At 29.8% G+C, this 25,843-nt stretch carries 25 protein-coding genes and 6 tRNA genes; all 31 read right to left on the bottom strand.

From position 1 onward, the window contains the following. Positions 1–178 precede the first annotated feature (178 nt). The 31 genes from spoIIID to KGF46_RS07935 all read right to left on the bottom strand — a co-directional run bounded on the left by spoIIID (position 179) and on the right by KGF46_RS07935 (position 25,842). On the bottom strand, positions 179–439 hold the full coding sequence (gene spoIIID / locus KGF46_RS08085) for a sporulation transcriptional regulator SpoIIID (RefSeq protein ID WP_044212029.1): 261 nt from the start codon (positions 437–439) through the stop codon (positions 179–181). Between the two features lie 97 nt (positions 440–536). Continuing rightward, complete coding sequence (locus KGF46_RS08080) at positions 537–1,205, bottom strand: M23 family metallopeptidase (RefSeq protein WP_227434544.1); 669 nt, start codon at positions 1,203–1,205, stop codon at positions 537–539. A 65-nt stretch (positions 1,206–1,270) separates the two neighbouring features. Next, the gene (spoIID, locus tag KGF46_RS08075) at positions 1,271–2,335 is read right to left on the bottom strand and encodes a stage II sporulation protein D (RefSeq protein ID WP_227842683.1); all 1,065 of its coding nucleotides are present in this window, start codon (positions 2,333–2,335) and stop codon (positions 1,271–1,273) included. Between the two features lie 86 nt (positions 2,336–2,421). Beyond that, positions 2,422–3,675, bottom strand: a complete 1,254-nt coding sequence (gene murA, locus KGF46_RS08070; RefSeq protein WP_227827882.1) for a UDP-N-acetylglucosamine 1-carboxyvinyltransferase — start codon at positions 3,673–3,675, stop codon at positions 2,422–2,424. A gap of 20 nt (positions 3,676–3,695) precedes the next feature. Continuing rightward, positions 3,696–4,433 carry a YwmB family TATA-box binding protein gene (locus KGF46_RS08065; RefSeq protein WP_227827883.1) on the bottom strand — a complete coding sequence of 246 codons (738 nt, stop codon included), beginning with the start codon at positions 4,431–4,433 and terminating at the stop codon, positions 3,696–3,698. A gap of 85 nt (positions 4,434–4,518) precedes the next feature. Continuing rightward, the gene (locus KGF46_RS08060; RefSeq protein ID WP_227839398.1) at positions 4,519–5,388 is read right to left on the bottom strand and encodes a 4Fe-4S binding protein; all 870 of its coding nucleotides are present in this window, start codon (positions 5,386–5,388) and stop codon (positions 4,519–4,521) included. Between the two features lie 185 nt (positions 5,389–5,573). After that, a complete protein-coding gene (locus KGF46_RS08055; protein ID WP_227861919.1) occupies positions 5,574–6,359 on the bottom strand; it encodes a rhodanese-like domain-containing protein in 786 nt (261 codons plus the stop codon). A gap of 42 nt (positions 6,360–6,401) precedes the next feature. Further along, on the bottom strand, positions 6,402–7,142 hold the full coding sequence (locus KGF46_RS08050; protein ID WP_227861918.1) for a rhodanese-like domain-containing protein: 741 nt from the start codon (positions 7,140–7,142) through the stop codon (positions 6,402–6,404). Between the two features lie 135 nt (positions 7,143–7,277). Further along, positions 7,278–8,315, bottom strand: a complete 1,038-nt coding sequence (locus KGF46_RS08045; RefSeq protein ID WP_227861917.1) for an ABC transporter ATP-binding protein — start codon at positions 8,313–8,315, stop codon at positions 7,278–7,280. A gap of 20 nt (positions 8,316–8,335) precedes the next feature. Beyond that, positions 8,336–9,130: an ABC transporter permease subunit gene (locus KGF46_RS08040; protein ID WP_227842687.1), complete on the bottom strand. Its 795-nt coding sequence runs from the start codon at positions 9,128–9,130 to the stop codon at positions 8,336–8,338. Between the two features lie 8 nt (positions 9,131–9,138). Continuing rightward, positions 9,139–10,014, bottom strand: coding sequence for an ABC transporter permease subunit (locus tag KGF46_RS08035; protein ID WP_227842688.1), 876 nt, complete (start codon positions 10,012–10,014; stop codon positions 9,139–9,141). Continuing rightward, on the bottom strand, positions 10,004–11,221 hold the full coding sequence (locus KGF46_RS08030) for an ABC transporter substrate-binding protein (protein WP_227861916.1): 1,218 nt from the start codon (positions 11,219–11,221) through the stop codon (positions 10,004–10,006). The genes KGF46_RS08035 and KGF46_RS08030 overlap by 11 nt, the downstream gene beginning before the upstream one ends. Before the next feature lie 23 nt (positions 11,222–11,244). Beyond that, positions 11,245–11,826, bottom strand: coding sequence for a CDP-alcohol phosphatidyltransferase family protein (locus tag KGF46_RS08025; RefSeq protein ID WP_227861915.1), 582 nt, complete (start codon positions 11,824–11,826; stop codon positions 11,245–11,247). A 43-nt stretch (positions 11,827–11,869) separates the two neighbouring features. Continuing rightward, entirely contained in the window at positions 11,870–12,946 is a 1,077-nt protein-coding gene (locus KGF46_RS08020) for a (Fe-S)-binding protein (protein WP_413926554.1), read from the bottom strand. A gap of 186 nt (positions 12,947–13,132) precedes the next feature. After that, positions 13,133–14,965 (bottom strand): glutamine--fructose-6-phosphate transaminase (isomerizing), encoded by a 1,833-nt coding sequence (gene glmS, locus KGF46_RS08015; protein ID WP_227827892.1) that lies wholly within the window; start codon positions 14,963–14,965, stop codon positions 13,133–13,135. A gap of 267 nt (positions 14,966–15,232) precedes the next feature. Next, complete coding sequence (gene glmM / locus KGF46_RS08010) at positions 15,233–16,579, bottom strand: phosphoglucosamine mutase (RefSeq protein ID WP_227842689.1); 1,347 nt, start codon at positions 16,577–16,579, stop codon at positions 15,233–15,235. A gap of 170 nt (positions 16,580–16,749) precedes the next feature. Further along, positions 16,750–17,307, bottom strand: coding sequence for a 2-oxoacid:acceptor oxidoreductase family protein (locus tag KGF46_RS08005; RefSeq protein ID WP_227861914.1), 558 nt, complete (start codon positions 17,305–17,307; stop codon positions 16,750–16,752). Then, positions 17,308–18,060 (bottom strand): thiamine pyrophosphate-dependent enzyme, encoded by a 753-nt coding sequence (locus KGF46_RS08000; protein WP_227827895.1) that lies wholly within the window; start codon positions 18,058–18,060, stop codon positions 17,308–17,310. Further along, on the bottom strand, positions 18,060–19,139 hold the full coding sequence (locus tag KGF46_RS07995; RefSeq protein ID WP_227434529.1) for a 3-methyl-2-oxobutanoate dehydrogenase subunit VorB: 1,080 nt from the start codon (positions 19,137–19,139) through the stop codon (positions 18,060–18,062). The genes KGF46_RS08000 and KGF46_RS07995 overlap by 1 nt, the downstream gene beginning before the upstream one ends. A 29-nt stretch (positions 19,140–19,168) precedes the next feature. Further along, positions 19,169–19,384: a 4Fe-4S binding protein gene (locus tag KGF46_RS07990; protein WP_227434528.1), complete on the bottom strand. Its 216-nt coding sequence runs from the start codon at positions 19,382–19,384 to the stop codon at positions 19,169–19,171. Positions 19,385–19,426: 42 nt separating this feature from the next. Further along, positions 19,427–20,104: an ATP-binding protein gene (locus KGF46_RS07985; RefSeq protein ID WP_227827896.1), complete on the bottom strand. Its 678-nt coding sequence runs from the start codon at positions 20,102–20,104 to the stop codon at positions 19,427–19,429. Further along, positions 20,094–21,173: a butyrate kinase gene (buk, locus tag KGF46_RS07980; RefSeq protein ID WP_227827897.1), complete on the bottom strand. Its 1,080-nt coding sequence runs from the start codon at positions 21,171–21,173 to the stop codon at positions 20,094–20,096. The genes KGF46_RS07985 and buk overlap by 11 nt, the downstream gene beginning before the upstream one ends. A 21-nt stretch (positions 21,174–21,194) precedes the next feature. After that, entirely contained in the window at positions 21,195–22,097 is a 903-nt protein-coding gene (ptb, locus tag KGF46_RS07975; RefSeq protein ID WP_227434525.1) for a phosphate butyryltransferase, read from the bottom strand. Positions 22,098–22,400: 303 nt separating this feature from the next. Next, the gene (locus KGF46_RS07970; protein WP_227861913.1) at positions 22,401–23,585 is read right to left on the bottom strand and encodes a CdaR family protein; all 1,185 of its coding nucleotides are present in this window, start codon (positions 23,583–23,585) and stop codon (positions 22,401–22,403) included. Next, positions 23,582–24,421 carry a diadenylate cyclase CdaA gene (gene cdaA / locus KGF46_RS07965; RefSeq protein WP_227434523.1) on the bottom strand — a complete coding sequence of 280 codons (840 nt, stop codon included), beginning with the start codon at positions 24,419–24,421 and terminating at the stop codon, positions 23,582–23,584. Before cdaA ends, KGF46_RS07970 begins: the two co-directional genes overlap by 4 nt. A gap of 922 nt (positions 24,422–25,343) precedes the next feature. Beyond that, a tRNA-Arg gene (locus KGF46_RS07960) sits at positions 25,344–25,417 on the bottom strand. A 9-nt stretch (positions 25,418–25,426) separates the two neighbouring features. Next, positions 25,427–25,501 (bottom strand) — tRNA-Gly (locus KGF46_RS07955). 10 nt (positions 25,502–25,511) lie between these two features. Then, positions 25,512–25,588: transfer RNA gene (locus tag KGF46_RS07950), tRNA-Asp, on the bottom strand. Positions 25,589–25,593: 5 nt separating this feature from the next. Further along, positions 25,594–25,669 (bottom strand) — tRNA-Val (locus tag KGF46_RS07945). A gap of 7 nt (positions 25,670–25,676) precedes the next feature. Beyond that, a tRNA-Gly gene (locus tag KGF46_RS07940) sits at positions 25,677–25,750 on the bottom strand. Positions 25,751–25,767: 17 nt separating this feature from the next. After that, positions 25,768–25,842: transfer RNA gene (locus KGF46_RS07935), tRNA-Glu, on the bottom strand. Position 25,843 lies beyond the last annotated feature (1 nt).

The raw sequence follows: 25,843 nt of genomic DNA, 5'->3' as shown, positions 1-25,843 counted from the left end.
ATATATTAGATTATATTATAAGCCTATTTATTAATACTCCTATAATAAAGCATATACAAAAATCTCGCTTTAATCAAGAGAAAATAAATGTTTTGAGGGTATTATTCTTTTACTATTTATAATTATCTAATATATTTCTTATAATAATTTAATGTAATAAAAAAAGTAGGTTTTTAACCTACATTTTTTTATGTTCCTTCTCATACTTTAATTTCGTTGCTAATCCCCCTCTAATATGTCTCTCTGATTTATTTTTGTCTAGCACACTTTTAACTTCTTTGGCAAGGGATGGATTTATTTCCTTCAATCTTTCTGTAACATCCTTGTGAATTGTACTTTTACTTACTCCAAATGTCTTGGCTGTTTGTCTTACTGTAGTGTTTTTTTCAAGTATATATTTTGCTACCACTATGGCTCTTTCCTCTATATGAGATCTCAAAGATTACCCCCCTCACATAATAGCTTTAATGATATATATGTAAAAACACCAAAAAATATAACAAGCTTAACCAAATATGATTAAACTTGTTATGCTTTTACTTAATTAGACTCATTGGGTCTATAGATTTTTCTCCATTATATGCTTCTAAATGCACATGTATACCTTCTTCACTTTCTATCTGAGAAGTACTTCCTACAGTACCTAGTGATTGTCCTTCTGTTACTTTCTGATTCTTCTTAACACTAACATTTTCATCTAGATTTGAATATACTACTACAGTATTATTGTCGCTTTTTATTTTTACTGATTTTCCATATTCTTCATCATCAAATACATCTACTACCATTCCGTTTAATAGAGATTTTATTTCTTTACCTTTAGTACAACTAACATCTATACCTTTATGAGTTTCCCAAACATCCAATGTTTTAGAATAACTAGGTTCTTTTTCTGAATACTCTCTTATTATCTTATCACCAATGTAATTTAATTTTGTTGTACTTGACTTATTTTCTTCTTTTGCCTTAGCTTTTTCTAAGTTTTGTTTTGAATCTGTCGCAGTAGGGATAGCATCTTTCTTATCTTTTTCAATTAAATGTATTTCCTCTTCGCTATCTTTATTAGATTTTTCTATCATGCCTTTATTAGAAGCTAATTTATCTACATTATTATTTGTAAACCAAACTCCACCTACTGCTAATAAACAAACACATACAAATAAAGATAAATAAAAACCATCTTTTTCTAACAGTTTTTTCTTCATTTCGCACCTCCAAATATATTTCTACATTTGGATTATTGACGTGTTTTTGGTATTTTATACAATTATTAGTATATATCTTTTATTTTTGTATCAGTATAGTAATGTGATAATATATCATAGTATTTATAGCCTTCTTCTGCCATACCTTCAGCTCCCCATTGGCTCATACCAACACCATGACCATATCCTTTTACTACAAAGTCTATGTATCCTTCTCCAAATTTTATATCAAAGTTTGCAGAATTCAAGTTAAAAACAGTTCTTACATCTTTACCTGTTACTTCTTTGTTTCCTAATTTTATTTTTTCTACAGTTCCACCATCGCTTCTTTTAGTTATTGCAACTTGTTTACTCAAATTATTCACATCTATTACAATACTACTATAAGACTTTCTAAGACTCTTGACAAAATCTGTATTGCTTATTTTAAGTGTTGATGCAAATTTTGGAGAATACTTATCATATGGGCTTTCTACAGATTTTAAATAAGGATATTTTGATGCAAATACTTCTTCACTATTCTCTGTTTTCCCTGAAGAGGTAGAGAAATAAAGAGGAAGTATAGCCTTATCATTATAAGTTATTATCTGCCCCTTAGTACCTTTAACTGCGTTTTGAATTTTAGAATACTTATTTTTAATCCATTCTTCGCCATTCAACTTTTTAAGAGTAGCATAACTCTTGTACTCTTGACAGTGTTTGTAATCAGTACATACCACTGCATTTTTATGTTTACTTGATTTCCCATGTTCTTGCTTATATACTACATACGTTCTAGCTGCTACAGCTTGGGCTTTTAAAGCCTCTATATCAAAATCCGAGGACATTTCACCAGCTAGTACTCCACATAGATAGTTTTCCATGTCCATTTTTTCAACTTTACTTGATATGTGATTATAGACATTTATAACTGGTGTTTTTTTGTCTACAGTTTCATAGTTTACTACCTTTTTCTCTTCTTTCTTACTTTCATCTTTAATATCATTTTTTTTAATGGTTTTGTTTATAGATACTACTTTCTCTGGTTTTTCAGTTAGTTCCACATTTTTGTAAGAAACTAAAGTTATCAATGAAGGGACTAACACAGAGCAAGTTACAAATCCTAACAAAACAACCAATGGGTTCTTCATATACTCTCCTCCTTAGCTTTTAAAACCTTGTATTTAAGTATATGAACAACCCTATCAATTTATAACTTACTTATCTAAACCAATTATTAATCTTCTACTATTTTGATTTGACCACCTAATGCTGTTATCTTTTTATCTATATCAACATAACCTCTTTGAATATGGTATATTTCTCCTATTTGAGTTTCTCCTTCTGCTATAAGACCGCATAAAATAAGCGCTGCTCCTGCTCTTAAATCAGTAGCATTTACTGCTGCACCATGTAATTCATCTACTCCATTAACAACCGCACTTCTTCCATCTATTTTTATATTAGCACCCATTCTATTGAATTCAGCAACATGCATAAATCTATTTTCAAAAACAGTTTCTATAACTACACCAGTTCCATTAGCTACAGTAAGCATAGCCATAAACTGAGCTTGCACATCTGTAGGAAACCCTGGATGTGGTAAAGTCTTTATGTCTATTGGCTTTAATACCTTTGGACCTACTACTCTAACAGAATTGTCCATCTCTGTAATTTCACAACCTGCTTCTCTTAATTTAGCTACAACTGGCTTTAAATGCTCCATTAAAACATTTTCAACTGTTATGTCACCTTTTGTCATAGCTGCTGCAACCATATAAGTTGCTGCTTCTATTCTGTCTGGAATTACATTATGTTCTGCTCCTTTTAACTCCTTAACACCTTTTATCTTTATAGTGTTAGTACCTGCACCTTTAACATCTGCTCCCATTTCATTTAAGAAATTAGCTAAGTCAACTATTTCTGGTTCTTCTGCTGCATTTTCTATTATTGTAGTTCCTTCTGCTAAAGAAGCTGCCATCATTATATTTTCAGTAGCTCCAACAGATGGGAAATCTAAATACAATTTATTTCCTACTAATTTTTCTGTTGCAGCTTCAACAAAACCATGGTCCATTTCTATTTTTGCACCTAAAGCTTTAAATCCTTTTAAATGTAAATCTATAGGTCTCGTTCCTATAGCACATCCTCCTGGCATAGAAATTTTTGTACTATTAAATCTAGCAAGTAATGGTCCCATAACCAAAAAAGAAGCTCTCATCTTTCTTACAAGCTCATATGGAGCTTCACAAGTTTTTATATTACTTGCATCAACAGTAAGTATATTTTCTTTATATTCAACTTCTGCTCCTACATGTCTCAATAAATCTGATATAACATGAACATCTCTCAAATTTGGGACTCCATTTAAAGTTGATTTCCCGTTCGCTAATAAAGTTGCTGCTATTATTGGTAAAACTGCATTTTTTGCACCATCTATTTTAACACTACCTTTAAGTGGATTACTCTTTTTTACTATTATCTTAGCCATATTTTCTGATCTCCTCATAATTAATAATCTAATTTTATAATTGGTGTGGCAATATATATGAGTGTTTTTCCATCGTCCTCATTATATTTAATTCCTATATTTAAATTGATTTTTTCCCCTAAATATTCTAAATCATCATCATTTAATACTTTACTATATGCTGTCATAGATAAAAAGTTTACGTCTTTCACTTTATCTATTTGCTTAGCACTCATATTATATAATATTTTTTGTAAAATATCATCATATTTGTGGTTTTGTAACCTTTTTGTGTATTCTCCAACAACACAAGCAGATACATCTACTTGAGATGAATATTTATTTAACACATTTTCTACACTACTATAAATATCCTCTTTATGTTTATATACTTTGTTGTCCAATATGTCAACTATTATGTAGCTTTCTTTATTATTTTTATTTATTCCTTTTATAGAAATTTCTTTATCGCTATCTTTTATAGTAGCACATAATTGTATTTTATCGCCATACCCTTTTTCATTCCAATTTATTCCTTTTTCATCTAGCTTTAGATTGTTAATTATTTCTAGAAAAATATTATGTAATTCTTTATTTGATAAATTATAATTTATAACAGAATTAATTTTCATATTATAATATTTAAAATCAGCTTCTGAAGTTTCAAGAGCACTAATTAGTTTATTATATCTAGTATTTATGCTTGTATCCGCATAAGATATTGTCATTCCTATAGCCATTAACATAAAAAAACTTACAACTAATTTTATTATCTTCATAATAAAAATCCCCCTTAAATTTGTTTTTCTCTATAACAGAATTATTAACAAATTTAAGAGAGATATACTTCATCATTATGTATTTTTATGCATTTTGTAATTTTATATTCAATAAATGTTTTTCAAACTCTTCAATTCCAATTCTCTCTAATACTTTACTTATTCTTTCTCCTGGACTTGCTAATTGTTTATATGTATAAAATACATCTTGCACTAATTCTTCTATATTATCTTCTGTATACAAATTACTAAGTCTATCTCCAAATCTATAGCCTCTTCCCATTCTACCACCAAGATAAACAGCTAGTCCTTTTTTATCAACTTCCATAGCTCCAAATGGACATGCTTGAGCACACTTTCCACAATTTACACATTCTTCTTTATTCCACACTAATTTCTTATCTTCCATATAAACTGCTTTTTGTCTACAGGATGATGTACACAACCCACAATTTTTACATTTCTCTTCATTAAATTTTACATATACTTGACCTACTATACCCACATCATTAGTATTCGCCTTTGCACAGTTATTTGGACATCCAACTAATGTAATTTTAGTTTTAGATGGTAAATCATATCCAAAATATGAATCATGTAACTTTCCACATAATTCTTGTGTATCATATATTCCATGTTGGCATACAGTACCCTTACATGCGACTAATGGTCTTACTTTTTTACCCGTACCACCATGCTTTAACCCTACAGCTTTTAAATCTTCCTTCATTAAATCTATATCTTCATACTTTATCCATGGTATTTCAACAGCTAATCTAGTAGTAACACCTAAATAACCTCTACCATATTTTTCAGATAGCTTTGATAAGTTGATAAGTTGTTCTGCTGTAAAGTTTCCAGCTCTACTCAATATTCTTATTGAGAAATACCCTTCTTGGCTTTGAGCTAATATACCTTCAGCTTTTAACCTTGCTTTTTCATCTTTACTAATCATATTTCACACCTCATAATATATAAATTTCTAATTCTATATTGCTAATAATATGTTTAAATAAGTGTACATCTATATAAGCATATTCTAACTATGTTTATATTTTAAAACATAACAAAGGTATATTCAACTTAATAAACTGAATATACCTTCATTTTAAACAATTATATTGTATTTTTTACAAAATTCTATTTTAAATCTCCTATTTCAATTGGATTTGAATCATCAAGACTCCATCCCATCCATCCATCACTATAGAGAGAAGTATTTTCAAATCCCATAGCATTTGCATATGTTAATACCTCTGCAGCACGCCATCCACTGCCACACATAAATGCAAGTTGTTTATTAGTATCTATATTTTCTTTATCCCACATTTCCAAGATCTCATATTGATTTCTCATTGTGTTATCTATATTACGGTACTCTTCTAGTGATACACTGTCACTACCTGCATAACCATATAAGGCTCCTGGTATACGCCCTTTTTTATCATAATAGCTATATCCAGATATTTTACCTATATGTTCATCCCAAGAACGATTGTCCACTAACGTAAATTTATTTTTATCTCTTAGCTTTTGCTTTAATTCTGGTATACTAACAATTAGTTGTGGATTAGCTGGTATATTTGCCCAAAAAGTAGTACATGAACTCTTTGGATTGCTAGTTAACTCCAACTCATATCCTTCTGATAACCATGAGTTTATTCCGCCATTCAAAACTCTTACATCTCTTACTCCTATATATCGTAATATAATAGCAATTCTATAAGAAGCCATAGATGCACTACTTGAAACTATCACAGTATCATCTTTTGTAAATCCATAGTCTAAAGCAAATTTGGCCAAATTATCATCATTAGTAAGCATCCATGTTGGAGGAGGTTCTATAATATCAGTATTTATATGAACACTTGTATGTATATGCCCTTTTGCATAAGATTCTTTTTCTTCTCTGAATTTCTTTGACATAATTTGTACTCCGATTTCTAAGCAATCTTTTATTATTTTAATCTATTTAACTAAATCAAAATCATATTCATCTACACCATCAATTGAATTATATACTTTTGTAAATCCATTCTCTGAAAGTATTTTAGCTGCTTGTCCACTTCTATTTCCAGTTCTACAGTATAAGATTATATCCTTATTTTTATCAAGTTCTCCCATTTTCTTTTCTGTGTCTTCTAATGGTATATTGATAGCTTCTTTTAAATGTCCAGTTTCAAATTCCTTTGCCTTTCTAGCATCTATCACTATAGCATCTTTATTTTCGCTTATTAACTTTAACATTTCAGGCGCAGTTATATCATTATATTTAACTAATCCATAATCAAAATCTTTTACACCTTCTGCATTATAAACATCTTTAAATCCATTTTTTACTAATATTTCAGCAGCTTTTGCACTTTTTTTACCTGAGTTACAATACGCTAATATAGTTTTATCCTTATATCCTTCTAAATCACTTAATTTACCTTCTAAATCATCTACTAATATATTTATACCATTTATAATATGACCTTTAGCATAGTCGTCTGCACCTCTTACATCTAATATCAATAACTCTTTATTTTTCTTCATCATTTTTACAGCCTCTTCTCCTGTGGCTTCTTTATAACTAGCCTTATCTTGACTTTGAGAAGATTCTTTTGGTTTTGCTGATTCTTTAGAATCACAACCAACTACACTCCCTAATGTTAATACTAAAGTTAAACCAATAGCTAAAACTTTAAATCTTTTACTAAATTTCATAAAATTACCCTCCAAATATTAAAAATATTCCCTTTTTTGATATAAAATCTTATTTTATTATAGTATTCGAATTCATTATAACAAAATTAAAATATATTTGATACTTATTTACTTGATTACAGTTATAGTTTTTTTCTATAATTCAATAGGAAAGAATAGAATTTTTCTTTGTTCTATAAATACATCTACCTTTTCATTTATTTCATATAAATTATTGTTACTACTAGCTTTTAATACAGTTCCGTCAATATCTACATCATAGTAAATTTTATCTCCTGCATATCTCTTTCTTAATATAATCCCTTCTCTTCCTACATCATTATTAATCGTTTTTAGGATTATACTTTCTTTTGGTATCATTAACTCTACATTATCTATATTTATATTTTTATATTTATCTAATTTAATAGAAATTATATCATTCACAAATTCTCCGTTTCTTATATTTCCTATTAAATAATTTTTTTCTCCAAATATATTTGCAACTTCTTTACTTTTGGGATTTTCATAAAGGTTATCTGGCGTGTCGAATTGTTTAACCTCACCATTTAACATAACTGCTATTCTATCACTCATCATCAATGCTTCTTCTTTGTCATGTGTTACTAATACCGTTGTTATCTTTAGATGTTTTTGTAATCCTAATACAAACTCTCTCATTTCATTACGTAAATTAATATCTAAATTTGAAAATGGCTCATCTAATAACAGTACCTTTGGATTTATTGCTAAAGACCTTGCTATTGCAACACGTTGTTGTTGTCCTCCTGAGAGTTCGTTTGGATATTTATTTTCATATCCCTTTAGCTTAACTAAATTTATAAGTTCACTTACTTTACTTTTTCTTATATTCTTGTTTATTTTTTTCATTTTAAGGCCAAATTCTATATTTTCATATAAAGTCATATGTGGAAATAGTAAATAATCTTGAAAAACTATTACAGTATCTCTTTTTCCTATAGGTATATCTAATACTGATTCATTATTTAAAAGTATATCTCCGTAATCAGGATGTAGAATACCAGCAATTAATTTTAGAGTAGTACTTTTTCCACAACCTGATGGGCCTAAAAGAGAAACTATTTCTCCTTCTTTTATATCCAAATTCATATTGTTTAAAACTTTTATTTTGTTAAAACTCTTACATAAATTTATAAGTTTAACTGATGACAATTGTTACACCTCCAATCGTACTAAAATAGCCTTGTATTTTGGATATGTTTATATTTCTTTTTTACACTGTATTCTATTATTATCAAGATAAATAGACTTATTATTAAAAATAGCATACTATACAAAGATGCTATTGTCCTGTCTCCACTTTGTATATATGGAAACATAATCATTGGATAGGTTATGACACTACCTCCACCTATAAGAAGAGTCAAAAAATATTGACTAAAGGATATTATAAAAGACATACTTGATGCACCCAATATCCCTGGCAAAATCAAAGGGAAAGTCACATATCTAAATGTATTAAATCTACTTGCTCCAAGTACTTTCGCTTGTATTTCTAAATTATCACCTATTAATTTATAAACATCTGTTATTATTCGAACTGAATATGGTATGCATGGAAGTATATTTATAATAATTACTCCCAAAGTATTATTGGCTAGACCTATTCTTATAAATGCTATATGTATGCCCATAGCAACAGATATTAGTGGAATTATAATTGGAGACAATATCAGTAACTCACAAAACCTTTTTCCTTTAAAGTTATATAATGCTAATGCTTTGGATGCTGGTATGCTTAATAAAATAGTGACTAAGACTACAATTATTGATATTATAATACTTCTCAAAATAATATTCAGATTACTTATATCCAAAATATATCTAAATCCTCTTAATGAAAATTCATTAGGTAAAAGATTTGGAAATGGCCATGTATTTACAACTCCCCATATTGCCAATAATATTATAGGAGCTATAATAACTACAAACATGATATTAAGAATTATATTAAATTTTTTACTCATAGATACTCCTATACATTATATTTTGATATTTTATTAAAAAATCTATCATAGATTATTAATAGTATAAAACTTACTCCAGATAATAAAACATTGATACACATTGAGATTGGTCTTTGCATTAAATCTGAGCTAGCATAACTCAGATATGCTTGAACTGGTAATGCTTTTGGAGTTGATGCTCCTATTAAAAAAGGAACTTCAAAAGAACCAAACGAAAAGGCAAAAATTATTATAAATGAAGAAATTATTGTGGGCATAGCAAGTGGCAACACTATATATCTAAAAGTTTGAAGTTTGCTTGCACCTAAATTTATAGATACCTGTTGTAGATTATCATTTATATTTTTCAGTATATTATAAACCATTAGTGTTATATATGGTATTCCTTTCCACAGATAAACTAAAATTATTCCTATTCCATTTTTATCAGAAACCATTGGTATAAATTCAGATGAATCCTTTATTATATTGAAAAAGTAAAATACTCTTGAAATTATACCTGTTTGAGAAAATATTATAAATACCAACAATACAACTATTATATGTGGAACTACTAGTGGAATATTTAGAATCATATATCTAACTTTAGAAAATCTATTTTTAGACATTATGTATGCTAAAAGTATACCTATAATAACAGCTAAAATCGATGACACTAAAGAAATCTTCAAACTAAAGATAAGAGATTCTAAAAAATTAGAATCTCTAAAAATTTCTCTATAATAACTTAATGTAATTTGCTCAAGACCAATCTGAGGAAAAAATCCTAGACTTTGCGAGATGCAATTTATAATTCCTACACCCATTATAAGTATCAAGATGATAGATACAGGTGCTATTAATAAATATGGAATTATTTTATCATTAATTATTTTACTTTTCACTTTCTAGTACCTCTTGAGTCCATATTTTTTCTATTATTGGAACTATTCCTGCTTTTAATTCTGGAACTGAATTTTTTAATACTATAGTTTCACTAAATTTCTTAACATCTTCACTTGGAATCTTTTTCATATCTAAAACAGATGTATCTCCCCAATTTTTAGTTTCTGTCTTAGAGGATTGTGCATCTATACTCATCAAGAAATCTATTAACGCTATTGCACCTTCTTTATTTTGAGAATTATCTGGTATAGCAACAAAGTGTGTGTTACTTATATTTCCTTTTTCAAATTCTATTGCTTTTGTAGATTTTCTAAACTCTCCATTTTCTATTCTTCCTAATAATACATTTGGAGCATAAGTCATTGTAAAATAAGTTTCATTATCTGAATACATATTGTCTAACTGGGAAGATGTCGCAGGATAAGTTTTACCTTTATTCCATAAGTATGGTTTTATTTCTTTAAGATAATCCATAGCTGGTTGTATGGCTTGTTTTACTTTAGCTTCATCTTCTGGTAAATTTTTTACTTTATCATATCCTACTACATCATATATTATATTTCTAACAAATGCACTTCCTGTAAAATCTGGTGGAGCTGGATAAGTAAATTTTCCAGGATTAGATACAATTGCTTCTTTTAGTGTTTCTGCATCAGTTATTTTTGTATTAATCTTAGATGTATCTGTTACAACTGCAAATTGAGATTTACCCCAAGGAGCTTCCATCCCCTCTACCTTCACTCCGAAATCTGTAGTAATATCTTCAGAAGATGAATCAACATACTTTTCATAATTAGAAAGTTTCTCTACAAAAGGTCCAAATAGCAATTTATTCTCTTTTGCTGTTTTAAAGTTTTCTCCATTTATCCAAACCACATCTATAGTACCCTTAGCACTTCCAGCTTGTTTTTCTGACAATAGTTTATTAAGAATGTTTTCTATATCCATTCCTACTCTTTTTAAAGTTATGTCATAGTCTTCTTTCATCTTTGGAATTACATAACTATCAAACCATTTATTCATTACTTCATTTCCACCATATCCATAAAAGTTAACTGTTGTACCTTTTGCAGATTTTAAAATCTCTTCATTGCTACTTTCTAATATGTCTTTTTGAGGCTCTTCTTTTTTATCGTTATTTGAGCACCCTACCAATCCAAATATAAGTCCTAAACATAATAGTATTGTTAATATCCTTTTTTTCATTTTTTCCCCTCTCGAAAATTAATTTATAATATTTTTTTTGCTTCTAATAGTCTTTGAACTGCTGTAAATAAAACTACTATAGAAAATAGATTTGCTATCATCCCAATATAACTTTGAAATAAAATCATCAAAGTAAAAAGTATAAATCCCTCACTCCTTTCAGCTACGCCAGCTTGATAATAAAATGATTTCATACCTTTTTTATCAGTTAAAGCACCAACAGTTAAAAATATAGTCATTGAGATAAGAATACTACTTAAAAGAATCATTAGATTTAATCTTACATCAATCATCTTCAAACCAAATACTAAAATCATGCTTATTTCTACTATTCTATCAAAAGTAATATCCATTAATGTTCCAAATAAGGATGTTTTATTACTACTTCTAGCCATATCACCATCTACAGCATCTAGGTATCCTGAAACCCATAATGTAATTATTGCTAGCACTTTCATATCGAGATATATAAATAAAGACGTAGATATTCCAACTATAAGCGCTATTATTGTTACGTTATTTGGGGTTAATTTAAGTTTTAAAAAGAACTCTGCTCCCTTGCTTATAAATGGCTCTACATATTTTCTTGCATGTGTATCTAACATATCATTTCCTTTCATTAGCTTATATACTTTTTATGTGCATTTATTAAGTTTCTATATTCATCTTCTTTGCTAATGCTATTCCTTTATACCTTGTGCTCCATTTTTTAATAGATGATGTTTTTTTCTGGGTTAATTTATTTTTGTTTATAACATCAACATCAAAAATAAAATCTAATACATGTAGTGCTTTTTTATCTGCCATTAACATAGACTCACAACAAGATTGACAGTATGAGATTACATAATCTGTTTTTTTATTATTTGCTCTATTTTTGGTCTGGTTTATAGCAACTTCATTATTAGTAACCCTTACCATACCTCCAGAGCCACAACATTCTGTGTTTTCTCTATTTTTTTCAAATTCAATTATTTTTATTCCCATAAAACCCAGTATATCTCTGACTGACTCATGTATATTATTCTCATTTCTTATAGGGCATGGGTCATGTAATAAAAATTCCTGATTTAAATCATCATAATGATTTTTTAGATTTTCTGGAAGCCCATATTCTTTTATCACCTCCCATATTGAAATCACTTTTATATCACTATTATTTCTTATAGTATTAAAACAATTGGGACAAGCTACGATTACCTCATCTATATCATTTTCTCTAAATAGCTTGTCTATTTTAGAATAATATTCATCAAATTTATTTGTATCTCCCATAGCTAAAGTTGGCTTGCCACAACATTCAAAAGCTAAGGATATATTTTCTATATGATTTTCTAAATATTTATATGTTTCTAATACTAAGTCACTACTATAGCTAGAAAGGCTACATCCTGGGAAAAAAATCTTTTTAGTGTTTTTTTTAATAAATTGTTTTGAGAATAATGGAGAGAAACTATTAGTTTGATGAAATTTTATTGTTCTATATCCTATATCATTTAATTCTTTTTGATTATCATGGAATATTTCTTTCCTTACATCAAAAAATATTTCTTTTAAATCTATATCTTTTGGACACTCTACCTTGCATATTCCACATAACATACAGGAATATGGCATATTTTTATTTATTGATTTATTTTGTAAAATATCTATCATAAGTTCTCTTGGTGAGTCTCCAAATTCTTTCATCATAGGGCATACTTTAAAACATTTTTTGCAATTTATACAATCATCGTTATTTTTTTCGATTTTTTTTAATGTCTCTAGTTTTAGCTTTACTTCTTTTATACAAATACACCTCCAGATTGATTAATAGTTTTTTTCTATAATAAAAAACTCATTCTATAAAATTATAACAAATAGAATGAGTTTTTTCTAATAGATATTATCTATGCAATTTTTAATATATTTTTATTCAACTGTTACTGATTTAGCTAAGTTTCTTGGCTTATCTACATCGCAACCTCTTAGTACAGAAACATGATAAGCAAGTAATTGCATTGGTACAACTGCTAATATTGGTGATAAAATATCATCTGAGTTTGGTATATATATTATTTTTTCAGCAGCTTTTTCAACGTCTTTATTATGACTTTGAGCAATTGCTACGACATAAGCTCCTCTTGCTCTTACTTCTTCCATATTAGAAACCATTTTTTCAAATAATTTTTCTTGAGTAGCTATAGCAATTACAGGAGTTCCTTTTTCTATTAATGCTATTGTTCCATGTTTTAATTCTCCTGCTGCAAAAGCTTCTGCATGTATATATGATATTTCTTTTAATTTCAATGAACCTTCCATTGCTAAACTATAATCTATACCTCTTCCTAAATAGAAAGCATGGTCAGAGCTAACAACTGTTTTAGCAACTTCTTTTATATATTCCTCATTGTCTAATATTTCTTGTATTTTTGATGGTATTTCTTTCATCTTAGAAATCATACTATCATAAAATTCTCTAGTTATTGTTCCTTTTTTAATAGCAAAATCTAAAGCTATCATATATAAAGAAGTTATTTGAGTTGTATATGCCTTAGTTGATGCAACTGCTACTTCAGGTCCTGCCCAAGTATAGAAAACATCATCTGATTCTCTTGCTATAGATGAACCTACAACATTAGTTATTGAAAGTATTCTTGCTCCTTTAGCTTTTGAATCTCTTAATACTGCTAAAGTGTCTGCTGTTTCACCAGATTGGCTAACTAATATTACTAATGAGTTTTCATCTACAAATGGGTCACTATATCTAAATTCTGATGCTATATCAGTTATTACTGGTATATTTACAAATTTTTCTATAGCATACTTACCAAGTAATCCAGCATTATATGCTGTTCCACAAGCTACTATATAAACTTTATTTATTTTATCTAAATCTTCTTTAGAAATATTTATACTATCTAAAATTATATTTCCATTATCATCAAGTCTTCTTTCTAGAGTCTCTCTAACTCCTGTTGGTTGCTCATGTATTTCTTTTGACATAAAGTAATCATATCCACCTTTAGATGCAGCTTCTACATCCCATGTTACATGGAATACTTCTTTTTCTACAAGATTTCTATTAGAATCATAAATTGTTACATTTTCATCTTTTAGGTGAACTATCTCTCCATTGTCTAAGAAATAAACATCTCTAGTATATTTTAATAAAGCAGGTATATCTGATGCTATAAAGTTTTCGCCTTCACCCACACCGACTACAAGAGGACTATCTTTTCTTACTGCAACTAATTCATTTCCATGATCTTTACATATAACACCTAATGCATAAGCTCCTCTTAATTTTGATATAGTTTTATATACAGCGTCTAACAAGTTACCTTCATAGTATTTATCTACTAAATGTGCTATTACTTCTGTATCTGTTTGAGATTCAAATTTAACACCTTCAGAAATTAATTCTTCTTTGATTTCCATATAATTTTCTATTATCCCATTATGAACAACTGCTATTGTTTTAGCTTGATTAAAATGAGGATGTGAGTTTACATCAGATGGTTCTCCATGAGTTGCCCATCTTGTATGTCCTATTCCCAAATTTCCATCAATAGGATTTTTTTCTAAATCTTCTGCAAGCACAGAAAGTCTACCTTTGAACTTTCTAATATTAAGTTCATCACAATTAGAACCATTAACTGCTACTCCTGCTGAGTCATAACCTCTGTACTCTAACTTAGAAAGCCCCTCTACGATAACTTCTGCTGCCTTTCTACTTCCTAAATATCCAACTATTCCACACATTATTTGTGTCCTCCTAAAAATATTATTTATATATTTTAAGAGTTAGGTCATATAAGTTTACTTTGGCTTCCCTTTGTCCATAGGATTACTCCTATTATTTAAAGAAGTCTTTCGATGGTAAACACACCGCAGAGCATCCGCCGACAATTCGATTAACTCTGACCTCGTCAACTTAGTTCCAATAATACTTAATTCTTGTGTCTATAACTAAGTTCTGGCGCTTAGAAAGGTGTCCTCAGGGTTTATATCTGAGAATACCCTTATAAATTACGATAATTTTTCTTGTATAAGATTAGCTAAATTTGTTGCTAATTCTTTTATTTGACCTTCCTCTTTACCCTCTAACATAACTCTAACCAATGGTTCAGTTCCTGATGGTCTTATTAAGACTCTACCATTTCCATCTAAAATAGATTCTATTCTTTCTATTTCAGTTTTTATTTCTGGATATTCCATATATTTGGTTTTATTTTCATTTTTTATTGTTGCATTCACTAATACTTGTGGATATTGACTCATTATTGATGCAAGTTCTGATAAAGGTTTCTTTTCTTGCAGTATTATATTTGCAAGTATTAAAGAACTAAGAACTCCATCTCCTGTAGTATTGTAATCTAAGAATATCATATGTCCAGATTGCTCTCCACCAAGATTATATCCATTTTTAACCATATCTTCTAAAACATATCTATCTCCAACTGCTGTAGTAGATAATTTTATTCCATTTTCTTTTGCAGCTATTGCTAATCCTATATTACTCATAACTGTAACTACTAAAGTATCTTGTGCTAATTTATTATTTTTCTTTAAATTTAAAGCACTCAATATCATTATATGGTCTCCATCAACAATTTGACCCTCTTCATTTACTGCAATTAATCTATCAGCATCTCCATCATATGCAAGACCTAAGTCAGCATTATGTTCCAAAACAGCCTTTTGAAGTTGTTCTGGATGTGTAGAGCCACATTTATAATTTATATTGTTTCCATCTGGTGAACTATTTATTGAAATTACACTTGCTCCTAATTCATCAAATACTATTGGTGCTACTTTATACGATGCACCATTAGCACAGTCCAAAACCACCTTTAATCCTCTAAAATCAGTGTTAATTATTGATTTTAAATAATCTACATAGTCTCTTTGTGCATAATGCTCATGTAATCTTCGTCCTACATTTTCACCAACTGGCATACAATCTACTTTATCTATATCATCTATATATTCTTCTATCTTTAACTCTATTTCATCATCCAATTTATATCCATTTTTATTAAAGAATTTAATTCCATTATATTCAACAGGATTATGAGATGCAGATATAACCACACCACAATCAGCACCATATTTTCTAGTTAAATATGCAACTGCAGGGGTTGGTATTATTCCAACAGTAATAACATCACATCCAACAGACATAAGACCTGCTATTAAAGATGCCTCCAACATATCTCCAGATATTCTAGTATCTTTACCTACTACTACTTTTACTCTATGGTCTCCTTGAGCTAAAACAAATCCACCAGCTCTACCAAGTCTATATGCTAAATCACATGTTAATTCTGTATTTGCTATGCCTCTAACTCCATCTGTTCCAAAATACTTTCTCACTAAATATTCTCCTTTCATAATTGAAAAGCTTGTAATTTGTATTATATTTTTATAATTCATAAAATACTATTATATTCTTAATTTCAGTCATAAAAATATTTTAATACTTCTCAGCAAAAAAGACAATAGAAATAATTCTATTGTCTTTTTTTTGACATCTTTTTTCTTTATTAGTTAGTTGCTCCACAACATGCAGCATCCATACCTTTTTGTAAAGCTTCTCTGTTTAATGGAACAAATTTTTCTTTTCTAGGTCCAAAAACTTTTTTAAATGCTTCTAATACAGATTCTATATCCACTGTATCAGCTACTTTTAAGTAAGCTCCTAGCATTATCATATTAGCAACTTTATCATTACCTAATTCAACAGCTAATTCATTTGCTGGGATATAATAAACATCTACATCTGTTCTTTCAACTTTTTCTTTTATTAAAGAACTGTTTACTATTATTTTTCCACCAGGTACAACATCGTCTTTAAATTTTTCAAATGCTGGTATATTTAATAATATAGCTGCAGTTGCATCATCTGTTATAAGTGGAGAACCAATAGGTTCACTAGATACAGTTACTGCACAGTTTGCTGTACCTCCACGCATTTCTGGTCCATAAGATGGTAACCAAGAAACTTCTTTTCCTTCTAACATTCCTGCATAAGTAAGTAATTGTCCCATAGACATAACACCTTGGCCTCCGAAGCCTGCACATATTACTCTAGCTGTAGACATTTACTTCACCTCCTCAACTTCAACATTTTTGAAATTTCCTAATGGATAGTATGGTATCATATTGTCTCTTAACCATTGTAAAGCATCATTTGGAGCTAGTCCCCAGTTTGTAGGACAAGTAGATAATACTTCTACTATTCCAAATCCTAATCCTGCTTGTTGAACTTGGAATGCTTTCTTTATAGCTTTTTTAGCTTGTCTAACATGAGCTGGAGTATCAACTGCTACTCTTTCTACGAATACAGCTCCTGTTAATGTAGCTAACATTTCACTTACTCTTATTGGATAACCTTGAGTTTCAGCATTTCTTCCTGATTGAGCAGTAGTAGCTCTTTGTCCAACTAATGTAGTTGGAGCCATTTGTCCACCAGTCATACCATATGTTGTATTGTTTACAAATATAGTAGTTATTTTTTCTCCTCTAGCAGCTGCATGAACTATTTCAGCAGTACCGATTGAAGCTAAGTCTCCATCACCTTGATAAGTGAATACTGTGTTTTCAGGATGAACTCTTTTTATTCCTGTAGCAGCAGCTGGTGCTCTACCATGAGCTGCTTCTTGAGTATCACAGTTAAAATATTTATATCCTAAAACTGAACATCCAACTGGAACAACACCTACAGCATCACCTAATACTCCTAATTCTTCTAATACTTCACCAACTAATCTATGGATTATACCATGTGTACATCCTGGACAGTAGTGAGTTTGAGTATCTTGTAACCCTTGAGTTTTTTTAAATACAACAGCCATTATCTAGCACCTCCTGCAACCAATTCTCCGGCAATAATTTTTTTAGCTTTTTCAACTATTTCTGCTGGTGTTGGAGTCATTCCTCCTGGTCTTCCATGGAAGTAAACTGGTAATTTACCTTCTACTGCCATTTTTACATCTTCCACCATTTGTCCCATACTCATTTCAACAGTTAATATGTTTCTAGCACTAGGGATTTGGTCAAATGCTTCAAATGGGAATGGCCATAATACTTTAGGTCTTATAAGACCTGCTTTTATTCCTTCTTCTCTTAATATATCAATTGCACTTTTCACTATTCTTGAAGTAGTTCCATAAGCTGCAAATATAAATTCAGCGTCTTCTGTTTTGTACATTTCATATTGTACTTCATTTTTTTCCATTTCATTGAATTTAGCTTCTAAGTGCCAACAGTGATCTTCTAATACTTCTGGCTCTAAGTATAAAGAGTTTATTACATTAGGTACTCTTTTTCCTTTAGTTCCAACAGTTGCCCAATCTTTAGGAGGCAATTCTCTCTTCTTTTCAGGAGCTTTGAATTCAACTGGCTCCATCATTTGACCTATCATACCATCTGCAACTACCATAACAGGTGATCTGTAGTAATCTGCAACATCAAAAGCTTCCATTATCATATCAACAGCTTCTTGAACTGTAGCTGGTGCGAATACTGGAGTTCTGTAGTCTCCGTTTCCTCCACCTCTTGTAGACATAAAGTAGTCAGCTTGTGAAGGTTGTATACTTCCAAGTCCTGGACCACCTCTCATTACGTTAAGTACAACACAAGGAACTTCTGCTCCTACTGCATATGTTATACCTTCTTGTTTTAAAGCAACGCCTGGTGAAGATGAAGAAGTCATAACTCTTGCTCCTGCACCTGCTCCACCATAAACCATGTTTATCGCAGAAACTTCTGATTCAGCTTGAACGAACGCTCCACCTATTTTAGGTAACTCTCTTGATAAATATTCTGGTAATTCACTTTGTGGAGTTATTGGGTAACCGAAGAAATATTTGCAACCAGCTTCTATAGCTGCTTTTCCAAATGCTTCGTTACCTTTCATAAGTATCTTAGCCATTAAAATTCCCCCTTAAATATTAATTTAAATTAATCTCTTTCTACTGTTATAACTACATCTGGACACATAGTTGCACAACTTGCACATCCTATGCATTTTTCCATTTCAGAAACAGTTGCTGGGTTATACCCTTTTTTGTTTATTGTGTTTGAGTCTAATTGTATGATTTTTACTGGACATGCTTCAACACATAATCCACAACCTTTACAACGTTCTTGATTAAAAGATACTTTTCCTTTAGCCATTTACCTAAGCCTCCTTAAACTTTCTATATATTTGAGCTCAAACTACATCCAGTCTTCTCTCATATATAATTTTATCGGAAAAATTTCTCCCTCTAAATCTTTTGGTAATTGTTCAACAAGATTTTCTAAGCATGCAACATATCTTATTGGTATATTACATTCCTTAGAAACTTCTTCTGCAACTTTTTGACCTCTTAAAACATCATCAATAGTAGTAAACCTAATAAGATGAGTATTATTAATTAGACCTGTTACCTTTAGTTTAGAAGATTTCTCTATTTCCTTTATATATTGGATAACTTCTTCAGAAGTTTGAGTTTTCTCCCTATTTGCATTTATTACAAAAAGCATGTCATAGTCGCCTTCTTTTAATAAATGACTAAATCTTCCTATAACTCTAGCACCTACATTATCTCCACCTAAGTCTATAACAGAATTGTATGAATGGTCAACCATAGGTGACATTACTTCTGCTGATACTGCTGGTAAATCTAATGTTGGAGCATTAATTGAACTATCTATTGGTTGTATACCTAAAGATTTCATTAGCTCTTTCTTTTCTCTAGTTCTAAAGTATACATTTACCACATCCAAATCGGCTATAGCAACTTTGCCAGAAACCATCTCTCTTAATTTAACAACATAGTTCATCGCAAATTCACTTTTACCACTTCCATAGTGACCTGTTATGATTCTTATTCTTTTATCATTAGTTATCATAAACTTGAGCCTCTTCTTCACCAGTTAAAACTCTAAGTCCACCTTGAGCTAATGCAATCATTTCATCTTCACCTGGATAAACTTTTACATCTGCTATAAATTTAACTCCATCTGCTATCATATCTGTAAACATTTTTGAATATGCGATTCCACCAGTTAATAATATTGCTTTTACATCTCCCTTAAGAACTGCAGCATTAGCTCCTATTTCTTTAGAGATTTGATATGCCATAGCTTCATATACTAATTTAGCTTTTTCATCACCAGCTTCAATTCTTTCTTCAACTTCTCTAGCATCATTAGTATTTAAGTATGCAACTAATCCACCATTACCTTTTATTTTCTTTTTAATTTCATCTTGAGTATATTCTCCACTGAAGCACATTTTTACTAATGCTCCTACTGGTAATCCACCACTTCTTTCTGGAGAGAAAGGTCCTTCTCCATCTAATGCGTTTGCAACATCTACTATTCTACCATTTTTATGAGCTCCAACAGAAACTCCTCCACCCATATGTGCAACTATAAGATTTATATCTTCATATTTTGTGTTTATCTCTTTAGCATATCTTCTTGCTATTGCCTTTTGATTTAAAGCATGTACTACACTTGCTCTACTTATTTCAGGCATACCAGAAATTCTAGCAACCTCTTCTAGTTCGTCCACAACAACTGGGTCTACTATGTATGAAGGAACATTAACTTCATCACCTATTTGTTTTGCTATTATACCACCTAAATTTGAAGCATGTTCTCCTAAAACTCCTACTTTTAAATCTTCTATCATAATGTCACTTACTGAGTAAGTTCCACCTTTTATAGGCTTAAGAAGACCACCTCTACCTACTACAGCATCTAAGTCAGATGTTTTTACTCCACCTTCTTTTAATGCTTCTTCTATTACTTGTTTACGAAATTCAAATTGGTCTGAAACTTTCTCATATTTTCCTATTTCTTCAGAAGAGTGTCTTAGTGTTTTTTCAAATACTAAATCCTCATTATCAAATACAGCTATTTTAGTTGATGTCGAACCAGGATTTATTGTTAAGATTTTAAATATTTTGCTCATTTGCCTATTTCCCCCTTAAATTTAAGCCTTTGCTGCCATTAAAACGCCCAAAGCTATTGAGTTTAGTTTAGTTTCTTCACTATCTGCTCTAGAAGTTAATATTATTGGTGCTTTAGCTCCAACTATAACTCCTGCATTTTTTGATTTTGAGAAAAATACTAAAGCTTTATATAATATATTACCACCTTCGATGTCTGGAGCCAATAATATATCAGCTCTTCCTGCTACAGGATGATCTATACCTTTATGTTTAGCTGCTTCTAAAGACACTGCATTATCTATTGCAAAAGGTCCACCAACCATACAACCTTTGATTTCTCCTCTTTCATACATTTCTTCAAGTTCTTTAGCTTCAACTGTATCTTTCATTTTTGGATTTACTTTTTCTTTTGCGCATATTGCAGCAACTTTTGGTTCACTTATATCTAATGAATGTGCTACTGTGCAAGCATTTTCTATGATTTGCTTTTTAGTATTTGTATCAGGAGCTAAGTTCATAGCTGCATCAGTTACGAAAAATAATCTGTCATACCCCTCTACATCAAATACTGCTACGTGGCTTAATACATTACCAGTTCTAAGACCTACTTCTTTGTTTAAAACTGCTTTTAGTATTATTGATGTGTCTACTAAGCCTTTCATTACCATATCGGCTTTTCCTTGTGAAACTAATTCAACAGATTTTAGAGATGCTTCTGCTAAATCTTTTATATCTATTACTTCATAATTTTCGATATCCATGTCTATGCTTTTTGCAATTTCTTTAGTCTTCTCTATATCACCTATTAAAATGGCATTTGCTATTTTTTCTTTTCTAGCCATTTCAACTGCCATTAAAACTTCTTTATCTTGACAACATGCTACTGATATAGTTTTAGGTCCTCTTTCCTTTGCAAACTTAATTACTTCTTCAAAACTTCTCATGCATTTCCACCTCATCTTGAATTTTTTGAAATAGAACTTTTATATCTCAATTAAATTATAACTCGTTCAGCAACGTTTTCCTAGGGATAATTGAAATATTTAATTCAAAAATATTTATTTAAATCTATTTATCAGTCTTTTTTCATATATCTAACACTTTTTAGATTTAACAAATATCTCATTGTCCTTATTTTATAATATAACTAAAATAAACAAGATGCAACAAAAACATAAAATTAACAAACTTAATTTTATAGATTTTTTTGTCGCATCTTGTAACAACTAAATATTCAAAATATTTGTTCATTCCACTTCAACAATATTAGGTTCTATATTTATTTTTTTAAATTGATATGTTGTTTCATATTTTATTTTATATTTACCATTTTCAGCAGGTGCTTCTGATAAATCGATATATAACGAAATATCTTTTTTATTTAGCTTACTTAAATCTTCTGCTGACTCTACAACAACTTGAATATCTCCAGTAGAAATTATACTTGGATTGTCCATATTTGCTGGAATATTTCTTAACATAATATCTTCTGGACTATATACAAACTCAGCGCTTAATTGTTTTGTTTCATTTAGCTTTATAGTTATAGAGGTATCATCAATAGTTATTCCTTCTGGAATCTCTAGACTCACTTCTTTTTCTTCTCCATTAGCTAAATCAACTAAATCAATAGGTTTTGTCTTAATATAATTTATTTTGTCTATATTTTCTTTTTTACCTTTTATTGTAACTTCATCTTTACTTAATTTATAATTTTTCAATGTATTATTATCTTGATTATTATCCTTTAAATCTACTCTTATTGGTACAGTTTTTTCTTTTAATAATTCTACACTTGCTGTTACAGAACTTGAACTTAATGTCACACCTTCAACCTTAGTTCCATCACTATTTAAAGGTATTAAATCCAATTTTTTAGAGAAATCTTCTGTCTCATTGCCGACATTTAGATTAGCTCTTACACTTTTAACTTCTTTAACTAAACTCATCGTACCCGATATATCGACATAATTTTTACTTAATTCAATATTATCTATATTTCTTTTTGAATTCCCACTTACTTCTACCTTTATATCTCTTTTTTCTTTTATATTTTTCTCAAGATTTACTATTAAAACGTCATGCTTAAATTCTAAAGTAACACCTTGAGGAATATTTGCTTTTAAATATACTTCCTTCTTACCTTGTATTGGGTCTTCAACAGTTCCATATACATGTATATCCTCTTTTTTAACTTTTTGTACCTTTGATAAACTACCTTTTATATACACATCTGCTGTTAATTTTTCGTCTGGATATATAACAAGATTTTTATCATTTAAATCACTCATATTACTTATAGATACAGGTATATCTTCAAACCCTCTAGTTTCTTCAGGGTCAACTACAGCCATAACATACATCCATAAAGCAATTGCACTTAAAAATGATATTATTTTTATTTTGGTATTATTTTTTAGTCTATTTATCATTTAAATATACCACCTTTGAAAAAACTTCTTGTTTCTGTATTCGTTTTTAGATTACTACGTAATATATTCATCATTCTTTCTCTAGAAATATCTCTATATAACTTACCAGCTTTAGCAATTGATACGCCTCCAGTTTCCTCTGATACAATCAGCGTTATACAGTCAGAGACTTCACTTACACCTATTCCAGCTCTATGTCTAGTACCTAAATCTTTGCTTAAATCCTTACTCTCTGTTAACGGCAAGAAACATGCAGCCGCCTTTACCTTAGAGTCCCTAATTACAACAGCTCCATCATGTAATGGTGTATTTGGTATAAATATATTTATCAATAATTGCCTAGAAATTTCGGCATCAATTATAGTTCCTGTATTTATTATATCACTTATTCTGGTTTCTCTCTCCATTATGATAAGAGCTCCTATTTTTTGTCTAGAAAGTGAATATAAAGCTTCTACAATCTCTTCTATAGTTCTATTAAGAGTTTCTTCTGAAGTATTTACATTTTTTCCAAATAAATTAAACTTCGCTCTTCCTATATGTTCAAGCCCTGCTCTAAATTCTGGCTGAAAAATTATAAGAGCTGCTATAACTCCATAATCCAGCGCCTTAAGAGATATCCAATAAACGGTATGCAATTTAAAAGTGTTACTAAGTTGAGTTGCTAGCAAAAGAAATATTATACCTTTAAATACTTGTTCTGCTCTTGTGTCTTTTATAAACATAAATATTTTGTAAAAAATATATGCTACTATGGATATGTCAATTAAATCATATATACTCATTCTTAATATTATATTAAAAAATTCATTTAAAAAAGAATTTATATCTAACACAGTTTTATCCTCCTGTTCGATAACTTCTTAATTATTTACACTATGTATTATACTATATAAATCTAACTCTATACAAACTATTTAACTTTTGTGTAAATAATTCTATTTTTATAGATTGAGATTGTTAAATAATCTCTAAATACATTAAAAACATTGCTAATCAAATATATATTTTCTATTAAAGTTAAATCTAGTTTAAATAATTCAAATCATCAAGGCGCGAATACAAAATAGTACTCGCGCCTTGATGCAATTTTATACTATAAAATCTATTTCAAAATACATATTATCTTTCAATATATTTTCACTACAATAAATTTAATAATCTATTTATTAATTATATAAAATTGTAACATTATTTTTATTAATATTATATTAGTAATATTATTTTTATATTATACCAATAATTTCCTTTATAAATAATTTATATCAACTTCTATTAATATCTTATTATGTATCTTTTCTAGAAATTATCTTTTATAATTAAAATAATTAAAACAGCTTATCTATTTTCAAAGTCATACATATATTACTTATAAATATAACAATTCATTTAATACAATCTACAAACACCATATTATCAAGTATTTAGAATATCTAGTATTTCATAATATATTTCATCGTTCTTTTTCAGTATAAGAAATTAATTTATGAATTTAAATAGTATTCTAATGTCTCAGTACTATAAAGTATACAGTATAATGTATATGAGCCTATTTACTAATAATTAAGTCTATGCAATAAATCTTTCTATAAACTTCTTGTAGACTATTATACATTACCATTAATATGATTACAATATTAATGAATATAATGTAACTCTTATATAATTATAAAGAAAAAGACACAGGTGACATGCATGTATCCTGTGTCTTTTTAAACAATATAAAAGTTTACTATAAATATAGTAAACTTTTCTTAATGAGCGCACAGGGATTCGAACCCCGGACACACGCCTTAGAAGGGCGTTGCTCTATCCAGCTGAGCTATGCACCCAAATTATTATGGAGCGGGAAACGAGATTCGAACTCGCGACTTCAACCTTGGCAAGGTTGCGCTCTACCACTGAACTATTCCCGCTTATTTAATTTGGCGACCTGGAAGGGGTTCGAACCCTCGACCTCCAGCGTGACAGGCTGGCATTCTAACCAACTGAACTACCAGGCCGCAAATGGTGGGACCAGCAGGGCTCGAACCTGCGACCCCCTGCTTGTAAGGCAGGTGCTCTCCCAGCTGAGCTATGATCCCATTTTTTTGGAGCGGGTGAAGGGGATCGAACCCTCACAGCTGGCTTGGAAGGCCAGAACTCTACCATTGAGCTACACCCGCTTATTTAATTGTTTTTTTGGTGACTCGTAGGGGAATTGAACCCCTGTTACCGCCGTGAAAGGGCGGTGTCTTAACCTCTTGACCAACGAGCCA

Source organism: Clostridioides sp. ZZV14-6153, assembly GCF_020657855.1.
In the GTDB taxonomy this organism is placed as follows: Bacteria; Bacillota; Clostridia; order Peptostreptococcales; family Peptostreptococcaceae; genus Clostridioides.
The sequence above is the reverse complement of the archived record's forward strand: the minus strand, read 5'-3'. Positions and strand labels throughout refer to the sequence as shown.